A 20673-nucleotide genomic window follows, 5' to 3' on the forward strand; every position below is an offset into this window, starting at 1 on the left:
ACATGGTTGAACCATTTGACGCAGTCGACATTATTCACACCAAGCGCGATCGCGGCGTTCTGACCGATCGTCAGATTGACTGGGTGATCGACGCTTATACCCGCGGCATTGTGGCCGAAGAGCAAATGAGCGCTCTGGCCATGGCGGTATTCCTCAACGGAATGAACCGCCACGAGATCGCCCGGTGGACTGACGCGATGATTCGCTCAGGAGAACGCTTGGACTTTGGTTCCTTGCCGCGTAAGACAGCGGACAAGCATTCAACGGGTGGCGTGGGCGACAAGATTACATTGCCGTTGGCACCACTTGTTGCGGTGTTCGACGTCGCCGTTCCGCAGCTTTCTGGGCGCGGCTTGGGCCACACCGGTGGAACACTCGACAAGCTTGAGTCGATCCCCGGTTGGCAGGCCAACATGACCAATGAGGCGATCTATGAGCAGCTCGGAACTGGCTGTGGTGCAGTCATCTGTGCGGCAGGCACTGGGCTGGCGCCGGCAGACAAGAAGCTCTACGCGTTGCGCGATACCACCGGAACCGTGGAATGTGTGCCGTTGATTGCCTCTTCGATCATGAGCAAGAAGATCGCTGAGGGCACAGATGCACTCATCCTTGACGTCAAGGTTGGCTCGGGTGCATTCATGAAGAACATTGAGATGGCCCGCGAACTTGCCACCACGATGGTCGACCTAGGCACGGATGCGGGCGTTCACACCGTCGCACTTCTGACCGATATGTCGGTTCCGCTCGGCTTGACTGTGGGCAATGCGCTGGAAGTACGCGAATCGGTTGAGGTTTTGGCCGGTGGTGGACCCGACGACGTCGTCGAACTGACCGTAGCTTTGGCTCGTGAGATGCTGACGGCCGCGGGGCGCCCAGACGCCGATCCTGAGGTGGCGTTGCGCGATGGGCGAGCGATGGATGTGTGGCGTGAGATGATCGCAGCGCAAGGCGGAGATCCGGACGCGGAGCTTCCCACAGCAGCGTACACACACGAAATCGTCGCTGAGTCGGACGGAATCCTCGAGGATCTCGACGCCCTCAAGGTGGGAGTGGCCTCGTGGCGGCTCGGTGCTGGAAGGGCCCGCAAGGGAGATCCCATCTCTCTGGGTGCAGGTATTGAAATTCATGCCAAGCCTGGCGATAGCGTGACACGTGGCCAGAAGCTCCTCACGCTGCACACCGATGAGGAGGCTCGTTTTGAACGCGCTTTTGAGGCGCTGGACGGAACACTGACGATTGGATCCGATGCGGTAGCGCCCATCTCGTCTGTCATCTTGGAACGCATCGCGCGCTAATTCATACACAGCCTGTGGCAAGCGTGCTGGCCTCGCGGCTCGGCGCGGGTGCCCGGACATCACCTATGGTGCAGCGCAGATCGGCCCGCACCAAGAAGTTGGAGAACTCTCATGGAATACACCCCTAAATCTGTGGTCAAGATGGTTGATCACACGTTGCTCAAGCCCGAGGCAAGTGAGGAAGCGGTGCGCGCCCTCATTGACGATGCTAAGGCGCTTGGAACATACTCTGTCTGCATCTCTCCGAACATGTTGCCGCTTCCGGCCGATGTGGAACTGGGAGATGTCAAGCTTGCCGTTGTGTGTGGTTTTCCCTCTGGAGCCCATCACAGTGAGATTAAGGCGGCTGAAGCTGCTCGCTCTGTATCTGAGGGCGCCGACGAAGTGGACATGGTCATCAACCTGAGCTGGGCCACCACCAATCAGTTTGACAAGGTGGAGGCGGATATCCGTGCAGTGCGGGACGCCATCCCGGGTGCGGTCCTCAAGGTCATTATTGAATCGGCGGCTTTGACTGATGATCAGATCGTAGCGGTGTGTGAGGCCGCCAAGAGTGCCAAGGCTGATTTCGTGAAGACCTCCACCGGATTCCACCCGGCAGGCGGGGCATCCGTTCACGCTGTGGAGCTCATGAAGAAGACCGTGGGCAATGCGTTGGAGGTCAAGGCTTCCGGCGGCATCCGTGACGGTAAGTTCGCCTCTGAACTCATCATGGCTGGCGCAACGCGTCTGGGCCTTTCCGGAACGCAGAAGGTGCTTGACACCCTGTGAGTGGGAGGTAGTGCCACCTACATGTGAGTGCGCGGCGCAGGTAATCCTGCGCCGCGCACCTGCGCTAAGGGGTGGTGTTCTGGGGCATGAGCCCCAGAACACCACCCAACACTCACAGCTTCAGGGCTTCAGCCACATCGGCCTTCAAGTGTGTTAGCCGCTTAGCTGCCAAGGCTTTAGCCGCATCGAGTGAATCGGGGCTATCCACGGGGGAGTACACCTCGAGGTAGCACTTGACCTTCGGTTCGGTTCCAGATGGGCGGATGATCACCCTGTCATTCTGCTCGGTGTACCACGCAATGCCGTCAGTGGGCGGAAGATCATCTGAGCCTTCGGAGAGGTCCACGATAGACGTCAGCGCCGAACCTGCGAGTTCGGCAGGTGGATCTTGGCGAACCTTTGCCATTGTGGCAGGGATGATCGAGAGGTCATCCACGCGCACAGTGACTGGTCCCGAGTAGTACACGCCGTGCTTGGCGTAGAGGCGATCGAGTTCCCCGGTGAGGTCGCTGCCACCATCACTCAAGCGTGCGGCCACGTATGCCAGGACCGCACTTGCCGAGATACCGTCCTTGTCGCGTACCGCATTCGGGTTCACACAGAATCCAATTGCTTCCTCGTAACCGAAGGAGAGGTGCGGTGTGCGTGCAATCCACTTGAAGCCGGTCAGAGTTGCTTCGTAGTTGATCATGTGGGACTCCGCGATCTGCTGGAGCAAACGCGAGGAAACGATTGATGAGGCGAGCGTGGCCGAGCCTTGGTCCAACATACTCACTGTCTGGGCAACGTACTCACCTAGGATTGAACCGATCTCATCTCCGGAGAGTTGACGCCATTCGCCGTTGACGGGAACGGCGGCTGAGCACCGATCGGCGTCCGGATCTGTGGCCAGTACAAGGTCCGCATTGACTTTCTTGGCTAGGGCCTTGGCAAGATCCAGTGCACCTGGTTCCTCTGGGTTGGGGAAAGGAACTGTTGGGAAGTCGGGATCAGGTGTGCACTGTTCGGCCACTTCGATCACATTCGTGAATCCCGCTTTGTCGAGTACCCGCCTCACGATTGGTTCGCCTACGCCGTGCATTGCCGTGTATACGATCTTCAGATCGCGGGAATGATTCGGCGGAACGAGCGATGCGGCCTCTTCAACGTAAGAATCGATGAGGTCCTCTCCGATTATTTCGTAGCCCTCGGCTAACGGAACTTCATCGGCGGGTGGGGCGGCAGCGATTTTCGCTGCGATATCGGCGTCAGCCGGGGGAACGAGCTGGACGCCGTTGCCCCATTCGTCTGCGCAGCGATTTCCTAGGTACACCTTGTAGCCGTTGTCAGCAGCGGGATTGTGTGAGGCTGTGACCATGACGCCGGCATCGGCTCCGAGCGCGCGTACGGCGTAGGCAACGAGCGGAGTGGGAAGTGCGCGAGGCATGAGTAGTGCGCGAAGGCCAGCGGCGTGAGCAATCGCAGCGGTGTCTTCTGCGAACTCCCGTGAATGGTGCCTGGCGTCATTTCCAACCACGACGACGGCGTCCGTACCGACCTTTTCGAGTAGGTAAGCCACTAGGCCTGCGGCGGCGCGGCGTACAACTGCCCGGTTCATCCGATGGGGACCAGCTGCCATCGAACCGCGAAGCCCAGCGGTTCCAAAGGTGAGTGGGCCGGAGAAGCGGTCAGCGAGTTCGATGCTGGCGGTGTTGTCTCCGCTTTGCGCGGCCGCCAATAAACTAGAGAGTTCAGAGCGGTCCTCTTCGCTTGGATCGTGTGCGATCCAAGCTTCTATTGCATCAACGTTGATCATGATCACTCCTTGTCGATTCGCGCGATGATCTGCGCAAGTAGTTGGGAAATGCGTGGCCCAGCGGCGCCGCCCGCTTCAAGAACTTCCGTGTGGCTGAGGTTGCCTGGTGCGAACCCTGCCGCGTGATTGGTAACTAGCGAAAGACCAAGTACGTCCATTCCTGCCTCGCGTGCAGCGATTGTCTCTAGCGCCGTGGACATGCCTACAAGGTCTGCACCAATGAGCCGCGCCATGCGGACTTCTGCTGGCGTCTCATAATGAGGGCCGGGGAACTGGGCGTAAACGCCTTCTGGAAGAGTCGGATCAACCGAGTGAGCCACTGCGCGCAGGCGTGGCGAATACGCGTCTGTCAGATCCACAAACGTTGCGCCTTCAAGGGGTGAAGCGGCTGTGAGATTAATGTGGTCAGAGATAAGGACTACCGAACCAGGCTGCCATTCGGTGACAGTTGCGCCGCAGCCGTTGGTTAGGATGGCAACCTTGGCACCAGTTTGGGCTGCCGTGCGAATCCCGTGGGCGACGGCCCTGACACCCTTGCCTTCGTAATAATGGGTTCGAGCGCCGAGCACGAGCGCGTGGTGACCGTTCGGCAGTGCTATTGAACTGATGGTACCGACATGGCCGGGAACAGCCGATTCGGCAAACCCAGGAATCTCCGTTGCAGGAATTTCAGCGGTTTTCTCTCCAATGAGGTCAGCCGCGCCTCCCCATCCGGAGCCGAGTGTTAAGGCAATATCGTGATGTGCGATTCCAGTGCGATCCGCGATTACAGTCGCGGCCTCTTGGGCCAAGGCTATCGCCGGCGTCGTGCTATTCTCCATAACACAACGCTACAACCCAAACTGCTCCTGTGCATACTTGCAATACATCGTGTTTCTCCACCTCATCATATCGACCCCCAGATACCCACTTTGCAGTGTGTCAGGGCATGAGTTGTGGGACCCAAGCGGACGTGTTTGGGCAGGACGGAGAGCGGTGGGTATGCTTCGGCAGAATCTACCGTATAGCACTGAGTGGGGCGCTCCATTCTTGGAGGTAGGAAAGAACGGCACGCGCCCACCTGGCAGCGCTACAGTGGAGGCAAAGGCGAGAGGGTGAGAGCATGAGCGAGAATGCGAGATTCGATCTGAACGGCGAGGCACTGGCGTCCACTCGACCGTCGGCTGCAGAACTTGGGCTGGCCCACGACGTCGTTGAACTAACTGCAGCGCTAGTTGACATCCCGTCGGTTTCTGGCGAGGAGCACCTCATTGCGGATGCCGTGGAACGTGAGGCTCGCACGTTTCCCCATTTAGAGATTCTGCGTGATGAGGACACCGTGGTGGCCCGCACGCATTTCGGACGTCCGGCGCGAGTAGTGTTGGCTGGACATCTCGATACCGTTCCCATTGCCGGAAACGTGCCGGGGCGGCGTGATGGAGAGTTCCTGTGGGGGCGGGGAACAGTAGATATGAAGGCTGGCTGTGCCGTTTTCCTTCAACTTATGCGCGAATTGCGTGAACCTCGATTAGACATCACGTGGATCTTCTACGATCACGAAGAAGTGGCTGCGAACCTCAACGGTTTGGGCCGGGTGCTGCGCTTGCATCCGCACTGGCTCGAAGGCGATGTGGCGATCCTCGGCGAACCCACAAACGGCGGTATCGAGGCGGGCTGCAATGGCACAATGCGTTTGAGTATTACTGCCCATGGCAAGGCCGCGCATTCGGCGCGTCCTTGGACAGGATCGAACGCCGTTCATGCACTGGGAGAAGTTCTGCGCAGGCTCGAAGAATGGCCCCTCAGCGTGAGAAATGTGGGTGGCTTGGACTATCGAGAGTCCTTGCTGGCCGTGGGCATTTCCGGTGGGGGTCCGCGTAACATCGTTCCAGATGAGGCTGCGGTCATCGTCAACTTCCGCTTTGCCCCTGATCGATCAGAGCGTCAGGCTGAGGACTACGTGCGCTCCCTCTTCGCTGACCTTCCAGTCACTATCGCGGTGACTGACAGTGCACCGGCGGCAGATCCGGGCACGAATCACAGTGAACTCGATCGGCTCAGCCACGAACTGGAACTTCGTGGTGCTGGGCCTGTCGCGGCAAAGCTGGGATGGACGGATGTGGCTCGTTTCTCTGCGTTGGGCATGCCCGCTATCAACTGTGGGCCGGGAGATCCGCTTCTCGCCCACCAAGATGAGGAAGCCTGTTCGATCGAACAAATACGCAGCGTATACCGCGCATTCACCGCATGGTTGCAGTGAGAGTGCAAAACTAGAGCCATGGCATCTAAACGTCGAACTCATCATCGTGGTCCAATCATCCTCAGAGATGCGCAGATTCCCAACAGGACGGCCGACGCCGCACTGTTGGCTCCTGCAGTAGACAACGATTGGCTCCATCAGGACCCGTGGCGGGTGATGCGAATTCAGTCTGAGTTTGTAGAGGGCTTCGGAGCTCTGGCGGAACTCGGGCCAGCGATCTCCATCTTCGGCTCAGCGCGCACCAAACCTGAAGACGCCACCTATACGATGGCCGAATCCATTGCCGGTTCGCTTGTCAACGAGGGCTTTTCTATCATCACTGGTGGTGGGCCGGGAATCATGGCTGCCGCGAATAAGGGTGCGCGGGAAGCAGGCGGAACCTCGGTGGGCCTGGGGATCGAGCTTCCGCATGAAGATGGCATCAACGAGTATGTGAACTTAGGGATGACCTTCCGGTACTTCTTCGTTCGCAAGACGATGTTTGTTAAGTATTCGTTGGGTTTCGTGGTGATGCCGGGAGGATTTGGAACCCTCGACGAACTCTTCGAGGCGTTGACACTGGTCCAAACCAAGAAGGTCTTCTCATTCCCAATCGTCTTAGTGGGCAAAGAGTACTGGTCCGGACTCATTGAGTGGATTCGTGCGTCTGCTGCTCAATCGCACATGATCAACATGTCGGATCTGGATTACCTGACTCTGGTGGACACTCCTGAAGACGCCGTGGAAGCAGTAACCAACGGCATCCATCGGCTGGCCAATGCGCGCCGCGCAGAGGAGAACGCTCAGCTGAGAGGCGATATCTGAATTTTCTTCGTAGCTTCTTGCAAAACGCGAATTCCGGCTAGAATAGATGCATTGACGGCTCCCAGCCGCAGATTGGAAGGATTGCACTATGGCAGCCATGAAGCCTCGCACCGGAGATGGACCGCTTGAAGTTGAGCGCGAAGGGCGCGGAATCGTCGTTCGTATTCCCGTTGATGGAGGTGGCCGGTTGGTCCTCGAACTCAATGACGAAGAGGTCGCTACCCTCAAAGATGCACTCATCGCAGTCGAACGCTGAGGCCACATATATCTGAGGCGAGCGCACGCCGTTAATCGGCCTCTGGTAACGCGCGAACCCTCTTCATCGATGCAAGGTCGGGACCAACCGCAAAGCTGGTCCCGACCTTCTGCATGGGCCTATAGGACCGTTCGTGTTGCTGGTTTTGTCGTTTTTCGTTGGTGTTTAGCTGTTTTAGCGTGAAAAAGTCGATGTGACTCGACTTTTTGGTTGGACATTTCGTGTTGTTTTCCGCATGGGTTTTCCGCATGGTGGTGCGGGAAAGTCGGATTTGAAGTCGGTTGACTTGGGGGATGGGAAATCCTCGATGTGACATCTGTGGCCAGACAATGATCAAGCATGGAACAACTGCTTGGGGACGCCAACGTTTCCGATGTAAAGCCTGCTCGTCGACCTTGACCCGCCGCAATGATATTCACGCTCGTGATCTGGCAGCCTTCTTGGACTATGTCACCGGACGCACCCGGTATGCCGACATGCCCGGTCAAGGAAGGAATGCTCGGCGCAGATTCGCCCACTTCTGGCCACTATGGCCTCTCTCGCCTCTAGTGGACGAGGTCCACCATGTTGTCTTCGTGGACGGGATCTACCTCTCCCACAAGCTTGTCGTCCTGATCGCCTGCACGAAGGATCATGTCGTGGGATGGTATGTGGCCCGAGGGGAGACCAGTGCCTCATGGGCGGCATTGTTCTCTCGTATTGCACCCCCTGACGTGGTGGTCTGTGACGGAGGATCAGGAATCGCCTCGGCCATAGCCAAGACGTGGCCCACCACGCGGATCCAACGCTGCACCTTCCACGCCTTCAGCACCATCAAACGCACGACCACCACCCGGCCACGCACCAATGCGGGCGTTGAACTCTACGGCCTGGCCCGGGCTCTCCTGACCATTCAGACACGGGAGGAGTCGGTGGCGTGGCTGGGTGAACTCACCGCCTGGAATGACAGGTGGCAGACGTTTCTTGCCCAGCAGACCCGCCTACCATCAGGAACATATGTGCCCACGCATGGCCGTCTGATCCAGGCTCGTAACTCGATCAACACCCTGGCCAGGAAAGGAACCCTGTTCACCTATCTCGAACCTGACCTGCAGGTGGCAGGTGAGCCGATCCCGGCTACCAACAACCAGATCGAAGGTGGAATCAATACGAGGTTACGAGCCTTGCTGCGTGAGCATCGGGGCATGCCGCTTGACCATCAGATCAAGACTGTCTTGTGGTGGTGCGATCGCCACACCGAGTTCCCCGCCAGTCCCGCACAACTGTTGTCTACCACAGTCACTGATGCCCAGATCGCTGAGCTCTTCGCCACCGCACACCACCGCGCCCACGCTCAAGAAACCATCAACCGTTGGGGCACCGGCGTGAACTGGAGCGACTTCCACCACACCGGAACCTGGCACAACACCTACTAACCCAGCAACACGTTTGGGGGTCAGGACTGTTTTCTGGATGGTTCTGGTTTCTCCATTTTGTCACGGTTTTCTTGGATGGTGCCTCCAAGGGATGTTTTCAAGCGCTCTGTGTTATAGAAGATAAGGTAATCATTGATTGCCGTCTCGAGCTGTGCGGCACTGGTCCAGGTGTGACCGTAGAACATTTCCGTTTTCATACGTCCGAAGAATCCTTCACAGGCCGCGTTATCGGGACTACATCCCTTCTTTCCCATCGAGCGGGTGATCCCAGCAGCCTTCGTGGTCTCGATCCATTCAGCGCTCCGGTAATGTCCACCACGATCGCTATGAATAATCAGTGGGATAGCTTCCTTATCATCACGTAAAGCGTCGTGGCGCTCGGTAGGCAAACTCGCGATCGCAGCTTCCAGCATCGACTGCGTCATCACCTTGTCCGGTCGTCGACTCGTCTGCCACGCCACCACTTTCCCATCACAGCAATCAATCATCGGGCTGAGATAGACCTTGGCGTCCGAAGCAGCAAACTCACTGACATCAGTGAGCCATAGTCTGTCAGGCTCATCAGCATGAAAATTCCTCTTGACGTGATCATCTGGGGCCGGGCTTGTCTCTCCCTCATAACTGGAATAGCGACGCTTGCGGTGAGCGTAATAAACCGGGATCTGATGTTCTTTCATCAAGCGACGAACAACCTTCTCAGAAACAGTCACCCCAAGACGCTTGAGTTTGAGCCAGACCCGTGCAGAACCATACGTAAAGCCCGAATCGCCAGCAATCTTCTCAATCCTGCCAGCGAGCTCGCCATACTTGTCGGGACGTTCAAGCACACCCCGACAATAGTGGTAGCTACTGGCCGAGATCGCGCACGCCTCCAGCAGCATCACGAAAGGAAGACGAGCACGCAACCGGTCAATGATGCGTGTCTTGTTCAGGTTCGACAGTTGTCCCGGGATGACGCCCCCGTTTTTTTACCAGATCAAGCTCGTGTTCCAACACATGCTTTTCCACTAGAAGCCTGGCCGCCAAACGACGCAACTCGTCAGGATCATCCGGCAATGACTTCTCTAGTTGAGCTCGAGTGGCTAACCCATCAGCCTCGCGTTTCTCACGTCTAGTCATCAGGGCCCGCTCACCTTCTTGGTTCCATAGCCGCATCCACTTATACAACAGCATATGGTTAACAATGCCGAGATCCCCAGCAATGTCTTTAACTGATTGGCCAGCATTCATCCGCTCCACGGCGCTCAACTTAACAGTCCATGGATAGTGGCGGGCAGGCTGCCTCTTCACGACCGGTTTGCGACCTCGACGAGACTGATGCACCCAATCATGGAGCACATGCCGAGACGGATACCCCAACTTCCGGATCGTCTTGACATACGAACCCAACCTACGGAACGTCGCCACAGCCACACGCTTCTGCTCAGCTGAATACACAACCCTCATACAAGCCTCCCGAAAAGATACGGAAAACTGTCCAGACCCCCTTTTGTCCTATAAGCCGATATTCCGAGCTGAACCTACTTGGGGCTAGCTACCAGAAGGCCATCACCGATCGGAATCATTGCCGAACGGATATCCGGGGACTCAAGAAGTTCGCGCCCCAGGTTCCTCATAGCGACGACGTCGTCTTCCCGGCGGGCTGGATCAGCCACGCGTCCTGACATAAGAGCATGCGCAAGAACCAGAATTCCATTCGGACGCAGAACGCGAAGCGCCTCAAGCGCATCTCCGCGTGCTTCCATGGGGTCTGCGTCAATGAGCACGAGGTCATAGGAACGAGCAGCCAAACGCGGCAGGATATCGGCGCTCCGGCCGTTGATAAGCCGAGTACGGCCAGAGCGAATGCCCATCTTTGAGAAGGCCTCGCGTGCAATATGCTGCGTCTCGGATTCGATGTCGATGCTTGTCAGGGAGAGATCGCCAGATGCGCCCAGCAAGTAAAGCCCAGAAACCCCCGTGCCTGTACCGATTTCGACGGCGGAACGGACATGCGCTGAAGCAGCTAGAACCTGCAGAAATGCACCGGTAGCCGGGCTGAGCGAGGAGATCCCGTAGTCGCGTGCCGCCTGACGGGCCGTCGCAATGGCTACATTCTCTTGGCTGGCACTTTCGGCATAAGCCCATGACTGCGTCTGATCGACTGCCATTCGTTCCCTTTCCGCTGCTCCGCAACCATGTTACCTAGAAAGGGAACAAACTACTTCCACCAAACGCTCATAGGTACACATGTGGCTCGCGGGGAAGGCGTAGCCAGGTACGTTCACGTCACGCTTGTGTGGGATATGCATGTGGCCCGCGCGAAAGACGCGCGGGCCACACACGGGTGGTGATTAGAGTGGGCTCACTCCGAGGCCACGCCCGGATAGGCCTCGGGAGCGGTGAGCCATCTTGTCAGCGATACTTCGGATTTGAGCTTGGGCTTCGGATTCGCCCTCTTGGATAGACCACGGTTCGCCGGAGTCTCCTCCTTGGCGAACCTCAATCTCTAGTGGAATCTGGCCCATGAGGGGCACGGAGTATCCGAGAATACTCGATAGTTGAGCCGCTACTGTGGCGCCACCGCCCTTGCCAAAGATCTCGTTGCGAGAGCCATCTGGCATGGCCAGATATGACATGTTCTCGATGACCCCAACCACGCGCTGATTGGTTTGTTTGGCCATCTGCCCGGCCCGTTCAGCAACTTCGGCTGCTGCGGCTTGCGGGGTAGTGACCACGAGTATCTCTGAGTTGGGGATCAGCTGAGCCACCGAAATTGCGATGTCACCCGTGCCTGGCGGAAGGTCCAGCAGCAGAACGTCCAAATCTCCCCAGTGAACATCTGAAAAGAACTGCTCCAACGCGCGATGAAGCATGGGGCCTCGCCACACGACCGGAGAGTTATCCGGAACGAACATGCCAATGGAAATCACCTTCACGTCGTGGGCGATTGGCGGGATGATCATGTCGTTAATCTGCTGCGGGGGCGTATCAACGCCCATCATCCGCGGAATAGAGAAGCCATAGATATCAGCGTCTACAAGCCCGACTTTCAAACCCTGACGTGCCAGAGTTGCCGCAAGGTTGGCCGAAACCGAAGATTTACCCACGCCACCTTTACCGGACGTGATGGCATAAACGCGGGTGAGGGAATCAGGCTGGACAAATGGGTTCTTCTTCTCAGCGACTCCGCCACGAAGCTTCGTCTGCAGCGCGGCGCGCTGTTCAGCGTTCATGGCGGTCATGGTGACGTTGACAGCCGTCACGCCATCGAGTTCCCCAACGACCTTCTGGACGTCAGCAGTGATGGTCCCGCGCAGAGGACAACCGGCCGTAGTGAGAAGGACGGCAACATTGACGACGCCGGCGTCGTCAATGTTCACGCCTTCCACCATATTGAGATCCGTGATTGGGCGGCGGATCTCCGGGTCGATGACTCGCTCGAGAGAACGTTCAATCTCTTCAGTGGTGATCATGTTGACCATCCTACTCGGCACCGATGTCAGGCTGAACGAACAGCAACCCGGATCACGTGCCTGCGAGCAGGTTCCGCAATCAGCGCAATCCGCACCTGAAGATTAGGAGTCAAAGCCTTGCAGTGGCGGATGCTCCTCGTTCTCGCGTTGTGTCTTCAACTCATCGAGTTCCGCTTGCAGCTCCAGAATTCGTTGGTCGCGTTCGGCAAGGCGCTCCTCGCGATCTTGATCAAATTCCTCAAGGGCGTCGCGCAATTCAGAGCGCACATAGTCTCGGGTTGCAACTTCACTCAATGCCATGCGCAGCCCGGCAATCTCGCGTGCGAGGTACTCGGTGTCAGCAAGGTTACGTTCGGCCGTTTGGCGGTCTTGCTCTGCGGTGACTCTGTCGCGATCATCTTGGCGGTTTTGCGCCAGCAAGATGAGCGGCGAGGAGTACGAAGCCTGCAAGGACAGAACCAGCGTCAATGCGGTGAATCCCAGCGTTGCGGAATCAAAGCGCCAGTTCTCAGGAGCAATTGTGTTCCAAGCAATCCACACCACGACGAAAATCGTCAGATAGATAAGGAAGCGGGCAGTTCCGGTGAAACGAGCGATACTCTCAGCAATTCGGCCAGAACTGTCAGAATCACGCTTGTGCCGGAATGAGAAGCGACTCCTGCGCTCAAGTGGCTTGTCGAAATCAGACATGCTGCGCCTCCACTGCTTCGTCGGTCACCTCGTCGTCGGCATCTCGCCAATCTTCAGGCAACAAGTGATCAAGAACGTCGTCAACGGAGACAGCACCCAGCAAGAGGTCCTCGTCGACAACTGGTAATGCGGTCAGGTTGTACGTTGCCAGCAGGCGCGTCACCTTTCCGATGCCGTCGCCGGGCGCAACTGCTTCGACGTCGTTATCAATAATGTTGCCAATCATCATGGATGGAGGTTCTCGAAGCGCACGTTGCAGATGCACCACGCCAATGTAGCGCCCAGTGGGGGTCTCCATGGGTGGGCGGCACACAAACATGATGGCGGCGAGGGCAGGCGGAATATCGGAGCGCCTGGCCGAAGCCAGAGCTTGGGCAATCGTGGCATCTGGCGGCAACACAATCGGTTCTGTGGTCATGAGGCCGCCGGCCGTTCGTTCGTCGTATGTGAGGAGGCGGCGAACGTCCTCGGCCTCGTCGGGCTCCATCCTGTCCAACAAGAGCGCTGCTTGCGCCGTGGGTAGTTCGGCTACCAGGTCGGCGGCGTCGTCGGGCTGCATGACGTCCAGAACGTCTGCTGCGCGGTCCACATCAAGGCCGGAGAGAATGCCAACACGATCCTCGTCTCCGAGTTCCTCCAGGACATCGGCCAAGCGTTCGTCCGTAAGCGCGTTCGCTACATCCTGCATACGGGCTGTTGGAAGATCCCGCAAGACATCCGCGACGTCGGCAGGTTTGAGGCTTGAGATCTGCGCCAAAATAGTGTTGGCACCTTGGGTTTGGGCCGTGTATAGCCCAGTTGTGCCTGAAACCGGCACAGTGAGTGAGCGCTGGCCATTGACCGAGCCGCGATGCGTTCGCACGTGCAGAGTAGTCAGACGCCATTCGCGCCCGCGTACCTTCTCAATAGCGGCATCCACTACGGTGGCGGGTTCGCCTGTTTCGCGCAAATTGACGTGGCGTTCGAGCAACTGGCCAAGAACCAACGTCTCAGCATGGCGCTGCTGGAACCTGCGGATATTCACCAACCCCGTGGTGATGACCTGACCGTTGTCGATCGAGGTTACCCGTGTGAGAGGAAGGAACACCCGCCGGCGCCCACCCACTTCAACTACCAGCCCGACTGCGAGAGGGTCTCCCTTCAAACGGATAAGCACGACGACGTCGTACACGGTACCTACGCGGTCTCCAATGGGATCGAATACGGGTGTGCCGGCAAGACGTGCCGCAAAGACACGGTTTGAGGAGGGACGAGGCATCGCAGTCTCCTTCATGTTGTGGCATGGTGGTTGGCCGGGACTAACCTAGCCAACCACTATGCAGAGTTCTTACTTGTTGAGGATACGGCCCATCCATGACTCGATGTCAGAGACTGTGCGCGGAATGTCCTCGGAAATCCGCACGGCGCCGGTTTCAGTCACAAGGATGTCATCTTCGATCCTGACGCCGATGCCACGGAAACGCTCGGGAACCTTCAAGTCATCTTCGCGGAAATACAGCCCTGGTTCGATAGTGAAGATCATCCCGGAGGTCAACTCAGCGTCTGTGTACATCTCACGGCGTGCGGCAGCACAGTCATGTACATCGAGGCCCAAGTGATGTGACGTGCCGTGAGGCATCCAACGGCGATGATACTGGGCCGGGGAGGCGAGCGATTCGGCAGCAGTGCAGGGCAGCATGCCCCACTTCTCCAGATGATCGGCAATCACTTCCATGGCGGCCGTGTGAATATCGCGGAACCGGCAGCCGGGTTCGTTCGCCTTTTCGAGTGCACGGTTGGCGGCCTCGAGGACGGCTTCATAGACTTCGGCTTGCGCTTGGGTGAACTTACCATCGACCGGCAACGTGCGAGTGATATCCGCAGTGTAGAGCGAATCCACCTCGATCCCAGCGTCCACCAAGATGAGCTTGCCTGGCTCTACCGGGCCGTTGTTATCTATGAAGTGAAGCGTGTTGGCGTGGTTGCCTGCCGCAGCGATCGTGTCATATCCCAGCCCGTTGCCTTCCTCACGGGCCTTGGCACCAAAGGCGCCTTCCACCACGCGTTCGCCGCGCCAGTGGCCACGGGCGCGCGGCATGGAAGCAATGATCTCCGAGAACCCTTCGTGAGTCAGCTCGATGGACTTGGTGATCTCCTTGATCTCCCATTCGTCCTTCGTCAAACGAATCTCTGCCAGAGCTTCAGCCAAATCCAGATCTGCGTCTGCCGCACCTTCTGTAAGTTCAGCGCGCTGGCGCAGGTCAGCAACTTGAGCTTCGATGCTGGCATCGGATTCAGGCACGACGCGAATCGTCACCTGACCCTGCCCGAGGTCCTTCTGAAGTGCATCGGAGAGGTTATCAATAGAATCGCAGTGCAAACCCGTCACGGCAGACATCTCGGCCAACGAGGGGCGGGCGCCTACCCAGAACTCGCCGTAGCGAGAATCTCCGTAAAACTCCTGCGAGGATCGCGGAGCACGCGGATGGAAATACAGCGTGACATCGTGACCGGCTTCAGATGGATTGAAGACCAACACGGCGTCTGGTTCGAGTTCGCCGCCCAAGCCTGTCATATGTGCAAACGCTGAATGGGCGCGGAACCGATAGTCGCAATCGTTGTTGCGGACTTTGTAGGTCCCGGCTGGGATGACCAAGCGTTCACCGGGGAACCGTTCTGATAGCTGCGCATGGCGGTCAGCTAAGTAATCTGCCACCTCTGCACGCTCAGACTTCTCGACGAGTGGACCCCAGTCCGATCCGATGAAGTCTGAAAATGCACCATGATCAGGTTGTTGGGAACGGTTGTTACCTCGTGCGGCCAGAGTTTGCCGCTTCTCCTCAGAAGTCATGTTCCTATTCTCGCACCGGTTGAGCACATGTGCATTTCCCGGCCGTTGTGGCCATGCAGCTGGTGAGGCCGGAAGGTTGAGGGGATGCGAGGCAGAGTGGTGCGGAGCAGTGAGGGCGGGTAGTGCGGAGCGGTGAGGGCGGGTGGTGCGGAGCGGTGAGGGCGGGTGGTGCGGAGCGGTGAGCCCGGGAAGTGCACGCCACCACGGGTTTTTGGGTGCAGCCACCACTAAGCTGGTGACATGAGGATTGATCCGCACACGCACTCCACAGCATCAGACGGGCGCAGCCGCCCGTGTGAACTGATGCAGGAGGCCGCCGCGGCTGGCGTGACCACGATCGGGTTGACGGATCATGACACCATTGCAGGATGGGCGGAGGCCGCCGCAGAGGTAGGCAATACGGGAGTCTCGCTCATCCGGGGGATGGAGGTATCCACCAAGTATCAGGGAGTCTCAACCCACATCGTCGCCTATCTTTTCAATCCGGCCGATCCGAGCCTCATGGCACACATTGAACGCGTCCGCTCCTCGCGGTTGGGCCGTGCCCAGAGAATTGTGGAGCGCTTGGGAGTTGATACCCCACTCGTGTGGGACGACGTCGAAGCAGTTGTTGCGCCCGGTGCGACCATCGGCAGGCCACATATCGCGGACGCGCTTATCGTTCGCGGCGTCGTCGTCGACAGAAACGAAGCGTTCGTCAGATACCTTGCTCCGGATTCTCCCTACTACGTTCCCCATTACGCTCCCGATGCGATCCAAGCCGTGGAATGGATTAATCAGGCTGGTGGGAAGGCCGTGTTGGCTCATCCGCGAGCGCCGCACCGCGGCAGAGTGCTCCCGGAACGGGCATTTGACGAGATGGCCGAAGCCGGGCTTTTCGGAATAGAAATCGATCACCGAGACAACGCGGCAACACAGATTCCAGAGTTGGAACGAACGGCACACTCTCTCCATCTCGCCCGGTTCGGGTCCAGCGACTACCATGGTTCTGGCAAACCAAACCGGCTAGGCGAGAACACCACTTCACCTGCGGTCATTTCTGCTCTCACCCAGGGCTGTTTTCTGGAGGTTCTCAATCCGTGATCGGATTCAACGCTGCATTCTTTCTCTCAACGTTTACAACGCTGTTCGTGATCGCTGATCCGTTCGGAAATCTGCCTGTATTCCTTGCCCTGACGTCACGAATGACCCCCGCCGAACGGCGTACAGCAGCGTGGCAGGCAACGATGACTTCGTTTACCGTACTCGCGATCTTTGGCTTGTTCGGGAAGTACATCCTCAGTCTGTTGCACCTGTCCAATGAGGCGATGCAGCTTTCTGGCGGACTGTTGCTGTTGCTTGTGGCTCTTCAGCTGCTCACCGGATATGAGCAGGATCCAGGCGGCCCAGGTAGTGCCAATGTGGCGCTTGTGCCGCTTGGCGTTCCCCTCTTGGCCGGGCCGGGATCGATCGTCGCCATCATGATGTCTGCGCAGAGCTCGGTAGACATCGAGGGCGGCATCATGACAATCATCATTGCCCTTCTGTTGCTCCACCTCGTCGAGTGGCTCTCCATGCGGTTCGCCAATCCGATCAGCAGGCTTCTGGGTGAGGGTGGCATCATCTTCCTCACACGAATTTCGGGTATGTTGCTGGCTGCAATCGCCACGCAACTCATGATTGATGCGGTCTTGACTATCGTCAAGACTGCTTAGTGTTTGCAAGGGATCTTGGCGGAGCAAGCCGTCATGGGCGGATGCAACGTACGGGAAGTGTGCCCACGTATCTGAGGCGTTGAGAACGGCCCGCTGGTCGCGCCTGTGTGGGGTGGCGATACTCGCGCCTGTGTGGGGTGGCGAAAAGGCCCGCTGCTCACATGTAGGAGTTCGTTCACACTGTGTTTGACTCGCTCAGGATAGGCTAGAGCGGTCGGTCCTAGGAGTTTTACACAATGACACATTCTACGTACCAGCTTGTGGCAAGCGATTTTGACTTGACCCTTGCGGGCTTGCCTCACTCCCACATTTCTGACCGGACTAAGCGTGCACTGGAAGGCCTGCGCGAACGTGGCGTTCCTTTTGCCATTGCGTCTGGACGCGGCCCATCGGGCTTGTTCCATCACCTAGAACGTAACAACATCAGCCCGGAGGGCTTCTACTTCTGCGGCTATGGTGGTGCTGAAATCATCCAGGCGTGGGACGGAACCGAGATCGCCTCGAACCGTCTCAATGGATCTGCAGCACGGAAGGCATTCGAAGTTGCGAGCGACTTTCCTGTGGAGGTGTTGCCACACCTTGGTGAATTCGCCTATGCAAGCAACGTCGGTGGGCTCGCCAACAGAGGTCAGGCGTGGTCCGATGGACTCACGCTCCTTGACATCACTCCCGAGGGAGTAGAGGAACTGCGCCCCTCGAAAATCCTCATCTCGGGCGAACCTGACGTCCTGGAGCGAGTCGCCACGGCTCTTGGCGGGGAGTTGGCAGACTCGATTGAAGTCACGCTTTCGGCCACCACGCTGCTTGAGGTGAATGCTGCTGGAGTGAATAAGGGGTGGGCGCTGTGGGCGCTCGCGGACCACCTTGGCATCGACCACACTGCAACTGTTGCCTTTGGCGACAACTTCAATGACATCCCGATGCTGCGTGCTGCCGGGTTGGGAGTTGCCGTTGGAAATGCCGTTCCTGAAGCAAAGCTAGCGGCGGATCGCGTCACCTTTTCTTGCGACGACGACGGCTTGGCGTACGTTCTTGAGGAGCTCTTCGCGCTCTGATTCTGATTTTCACAAGGGGCGGTGGCCGTGCTTAGTTGCACGGCCACCGCCCCTTTCACAGTGTTGTTTCGAGCCAGAACTCAGCTTTCGCTTTCCGTGTGGCGGTTCACGCGCTTGCGCTGGCGATTCCGGCGCGGGGCGGCCTGGGGGTTCTCCTCAACGGCTGACTTCGTATGCGCCTCGCTGCGGGCGGCAGACCGGTCACGATCGGTGTTGCCTGCTCGGCCGCGCCGTCCACCTGACCGAGCCCGTTCGTTCTGACCGCGCTTCTGACCGCCGTGAGACTGGCCGCGGCCACGCCCGGCAGACTTGCCTGTTTCTCCAAGATCCTCAAGAACCTCGGCATCCAAGCCCGCGCGAACTTGCTGTTGAAGGGGAAGCTTGCCTGTTACGTCACGGGGAATATTCAAGTCCGTGAACAGGTGATCGGAGGTGTGGTAGGTTTCCACAGGCTCTGGCATGCCCAAATTGAGCTGCTTGTTGATCACGGCCCAGCGCGTAGTATCTTCCCAATCCACGAACGTTATGGCGGTGCCCGAATGCCCGGCGCGGCCTGTACGCCCGATCCGATGGATGTAGGTTTTTTCGTCTTCGGGGCATTGATAGTTAATGACGTGGGTGACGTCGTCGACGTCGATACCGCGGGCGGCGACGTCGGTAGCTACCAGAACGTCCACTTTTCCATGGCGGAAAGCGCGCAATGCCTGTTCGCGGGCACCTTGCCCGAGGTCGCCGTGGAGTGCTCCAGCAGCAAAGCCGCGTTCGGTTAGATCTTGTGCGAGCTTTGCGGCGGTGCGCTTTGTACGCGTGAAGATGATTGTGAGGCCGCGGCCTTCGGCTTGAAGAATCCGTGCCACAACTTCCGCTTTGTTCAGCGCGTGGCACCGGTACACAACTTGGCGGGTGGTCTTGACCGTTGCGCCTGAATCTGTGGGATCGATGGCGCGAATGTGGGTGGGATGTGACATGTAGCGGCGGGCCATGGCCACAACTGCTCCAGGCATGGTAGCTGAGAACAGCATCGTGTGACGCGTTGGCGGGGTGGCAGCAAGGATGGTCTCTACATCTTCGAGGAAACCGAGGTCGAGCATTTCGTCAGCTTCATCGAGAACGACCATTCGCACCGCGTCGAGCTTGATGATCCCATGTCGCATGAGGTCAATGAGGCGCCCAGGGGTTCCAACAACCACTTCTGCGCCGCGCTTGAGATCCTCCTGCTGAGGTTCGTAGGCGCGCCCGCCATACACTTCGACGATACGCAGATTGCGTTCGTCGGCTGCCGCGCGGAGCTCCTGAGCGACCTGCTTGGCCAGTTCACGAGTAGGTAGTACCACGAGCCCTTGGGGCTTGCCGCGGTTCGATTCTGGGATTGCGTCCCAGCCGTCTTCTTCCGGCCCGACGGCGGCCTCAATCATCGGGATTCCGAATCCAAGGGTTTTGCCGGTTCCCGTCTTGGCCTGTCCAATGATGTCATTGCCACGAAGCGCAACAGGCAAGGTCAGAGCCTGAATGGGGAAAGGATGAGTAATTCCCTTCCTAGCTAGCGCTTCGACGATGGCGGCCGAAACACCGAAGTCTGCGAACGACTTGGTCTTAGCATCCTCAGCGGTACCTGAGATATCAGCTTTTGGTTCGTGTGCCTGGGGAACTTGGGCAGCGGAGGAGTCGATGACGCCTGAGCTGGAGCTCATGCAGTTTTCCTTTCATATGCAGCGCGCCTTGAGAGAATATGTGCTGCAGCGGCGGTAGCCGATCGTGAAAGTGAAAGCGTTAGCGAGACGACCGGGCAACCAGTAACACGTCAATCCTACGCCAACGCCCCTCGAAAGCTCCGAGGGGCGTTGGGTGTCACATTGGGATGAAGCGCATCTCCAAGCCCTGTTGTTGTGGGATGGACATGCGGTGCGTTATCCGAATGGTAGGTGTGGAAAGTGGATGACTAGTCGGTCAGCCCAAAGCCGACGCGGCGGTTCTGCTGTGCGGCGATCTCAACGTAACCTAGGGCCGCTGCGGGCACGATTACGCTGTGGCCGTTGGCCTCAGCAAGAACCAGCGGGGTGCCCGCTGCAATTGCTTCAGTAACCTTTGTGTTGACTTCCTCCGCGCTGAGTTCCACGTCGATGCTCAGTTCACGAGCGGCGTTTCGAACGCCAATGTTGATTTCCATGGGGATCCTCCTGAAGAACGGCCGTGGGTTTGCCCCGTACCTGTGCCCAGCTTATCGGGCTGGCGCACTATGGGAACCTTAAGAGTAGGCGTTTTCGTTGATAGCCAAAGCGCTGAAATGTTTGTGGGAGATTCTCGTCTATTCCCGAGCAGCTCGCGTTTTTTGTCGGACCGGCTCGCGTTTGTTGTCGGGCTGGCAAGCGTTTGT

20 protein-coding genes are annotated in these 20673 nt (G+C 58.1%); 9 read left to right on the plus strand and 11 right to left on the minus strand.

The window, feature by feature from the left end; genetic code table 11:
* Positions 1–2: 2 nt before the first annotated feature.
* Positions 3–1295, plus strand: a complete 1293-nt coding sequence (locus H2O17_RS03730; RefSeq protein ID WP_182050405.1) for a thymidine phosphorylase — start codon at positions 3–5, stop codon at positions 1293–1295.
* 111 nt (positions 1296–1406) lie between these two features.
* Positions 1407–2066, plus strand: a complete 660-nt coding sequence (gene deoC, locus H2O17_RS03735) for a deoxyribose-phosphate aldolase (RefSeq protein ID WP_182050406.1) — start codon at positions 1407–1409, stop codon at positions 2064–2066.
* Positions 2067–2178: 112 nt separating this feature from the next.
* Here the strand turns inward: deoC and H2O17_RS03740 are convergent, their stop codons facing one another.
* Together H2O17_RS03740 and H2O17_RS03745 are read right to left on the minus strand one after the other, a co-directional pair.
* Positions 2179–3861, minus strand: a complete 1683-nt coding sequence (locus tag H2O17_RS03740; RefSeq protein WP_182050407.1) for a phospho-sugar mutase — start codon at positions 3859–3861, stop codon at positions 2179–2181.
* Between the two features lie 2 nt (positions 3862–3863).
* Positions 3864–4682 (minus strand): purine-nucleoside phosphorylase, encoded by an 819-nt coding sequence (locus H2O17_RS03745; RefSeq protein ID WP_182050408.1) that lies wholly within the window; start codon positions 4680–4682, stop codon positions 3864–3866.
* A 281-nt stretch (positions 4683–4963) separates the two neighbouring features.
* Here H2O17_RS03745 and dapE point away from each other — a divergent pair, with 281 nt between their 5' ends.
* From dapE to H2O17_RS03765, 4 genes are all read left to right on the plus strand, one after another.
* Entirely contained in the window at positions 4964–6100 is a 1137-nt protein-coding gene (gene dapE, locus H2O17_RS03750; protein WP_182050409.1) for a succinyl-diaminopimelate desuccinylase, read from the plus strand.
* Between the two features lie 18 nt (positions 6101–6118).
* Positions 6119–6904 carry an LOG family protein gene (locus H2O17_RS03755; RefSeq protein ID WP_182050410.1) on the plus strand — a complete coding sequence of 262 codons (786 nt, stop codon included), beginning with the start codon at positions 6119–6121 and terminating at the stop codon, positions 6902–6904.
* Between the two features lie 88 nt (positions 6905–6992).
* Positions 6993–7160 carry a DUF3117 domain-containing protein gene (locus H2O17_RS03760; protein ID WP_182050411.1) on the plus strand — a complete coding sequence of 56 codons (168 nt, stop codon included), beginning with the start codon at positions 6993–6995 and terminating at the stop codon, positions 7158–7160.
* A 293-nt stretch (positions 7161–7453) separates the two neighbouring features.
* The gene (locus tag H2O17_RS03765) at positions 7454–8575 is read left to right on the plus strand and encodes an IS1249 family transposase (RefSeq protein WP_182050412.1); all 1122 of its coding nucleotides are present in this window, start codon (positions 7454–7456) and stop codon (positions 8573–8575) included.
* 20 nt (positions 8576–8595) lie between these two features.
* Here H2O17_RS03765 and H2O17_RS03770 read toward each other — a convergent pair whose 3' ends face one another.
* The 7 genes from H2O17_RS03770 to H2O17_RS03800 form a co-directional block, all read right to left on the minus strand.
* A complete protein-coding gene (locus tag H2O17_RS03770; RefSeq protein ID WP_246311350.1) occupies positions 8596–9456 on the minus strand; it encodes an IS3 family transposase in 861 nt (286 codons plus the stop codon).
* Positions 9457–9484: 28 nt separating this feature from the next.
* Positions 9485–9865, minus strand: a complete 381-nt coding sequence (locus H2O17_RS03775) for a transposase (protein ID WP_220456821.1) — start codon at positions 9863–9865, stop codon at positions 9485–9487.
* A 230-nt stretch (positions 9866–10095) separates the two neighbouring features.
* Positions 10096–10725: an O-methyltransferase gene (locus tag H2O17_RS03780; protein ID WP_182050415.1), complete on the minus strand. Its 630-nt coding sequence runs from the start codon at positions 10723–10725 to the stop codon at positions 10096–10098.
* 183 nt (positions 10726–10908) lie between these two features.
* Positions 10909–12039 carry an Mrp/NBP35 family ATP-binding protein gene (locus H2O17_RS03785; RefSeq protein ID WP_182050934.1) on the minus strand — a complete coding sequence of 377 codons (1131 nt, stop codon included), beginning with the start codon at positions 12037–12039 and terminating at the stop codon, positions 10909–10911.
* Positions 12040–12132: 93 nt separating this feature from the next.
* Complete coding sequence (locus tag H2O17_RS03790) at positions 12133–12720, minus strand: DUF1003 domain-containing protein (protein WP_182050416.1); 588 nt, start codon at positions 12718–12720, stop codon at positions 12133–12135.
* Positions 12713–13978: a magnesium transporter MgtE N-terminal domain-containing protein gene (locus H2O17_RS03795; RefSeq protein ID WP_182050417.1), complete on the minus strand. Its 1266-nt coding sequence runs from the start codon at positions 13976–13978 to the stop codon at positions 12713–12715. Before H2O17_RS03795 ends, H2O17_RS03790 begins: the two co-directional genes overlap by 8 nt.
* A 69-nt stretch (positions 13979–14047) precedes the next feature.
* A complete protein-coding gene (locus tag H2O17_RS03800; RefSeq protein ID WP_182050418.1) occupies positions 14048–15550 on the minus strand; it encodes an aminopeptidase P family protein in 1503 nt (500 codons plus the stop codon).
* Positions 15551–15790: 240 nt separating this feature from the next.
* Between H2O17_RS03800 and H2O17_RS03805 the strand changes: the two genes are divergently transcribed.
* The 3 genes from H2O17_RS03805 (at position 15791) to H2O17_RS03815 (ending at position 18299) form a co-directional block, all read left to right on the plus strand.
* A complete protein-coding gene (locus H2O17_RS03805; protein WP_182050419.1) occupies positions 15791–16633 on the plus strand; it encodes a PHP domain-containing protein in 843 nt (280 codons plus the stop codon).
* Positions 16630–17244, plus strand: a complete 615-nt coding sequence (locus H2O17_RS03810; protein WP_182050420.1) for a MarC family protein — start codon at positions 16630–16632, stop codon at positions 17242–17244. The genes H2O17_RS03805 and H2O17_RS03810 overlap by 4 nt, the downstream gene beginning before the upstream one ends.
* Before the next feature lie 236 nt (positions 17245–17480).
* Positions 17481–18299, plus strand: coding sequence for a Cof-type HAD-IIB family hydrolase (locus H2O17_RS03815; protein ID WP_182050421.1), 819 nt, complete (start codon positions 17481–17483; stop codon positions 18297–18299).
* Positions 18300–18379: 80 nt separating this feature from the next.
* Here the strand turns inward: H2O17_RS03815 and H2O17_RS03820 are convergent, their stop codons facing one another.
* On the minus strand, positions 18380–19990 hold the full coding sequence (locus H2O17_RS03820; protein ID WP_182050422.1) for a DEAD/DEAH box helicase: 1611 nt from the start codon (positions 19988–19990) through the stop codon (positions 18380–18382).
* A 248-nt stretch (positions 19991–20238) separates the two neighbouring features.
* On the minus strand, positions 20239–20466 hold the full coding sequence (locus tag H2O17_RS03825) for a DUF3107 domain-containing protein (RefSeq protein ID WP_182050423.1): 228 nt from the start codon (positions 20464–20466) through the stop codon (positions 20239–20241).
* Between the last annotated feature and the right edge of the window lie 207 nt (positions 20467–20673).

Source organism: Changpingibacter yushuensis (genome assembly GCF_014041995.1).
Taxonomy (GTDB): Bacteria; Actinomycetota; Actinomycetes; order Actinomycetales; family Actinomycetaceae; genus Changpingibacter; species Changpingibacter yushuensis.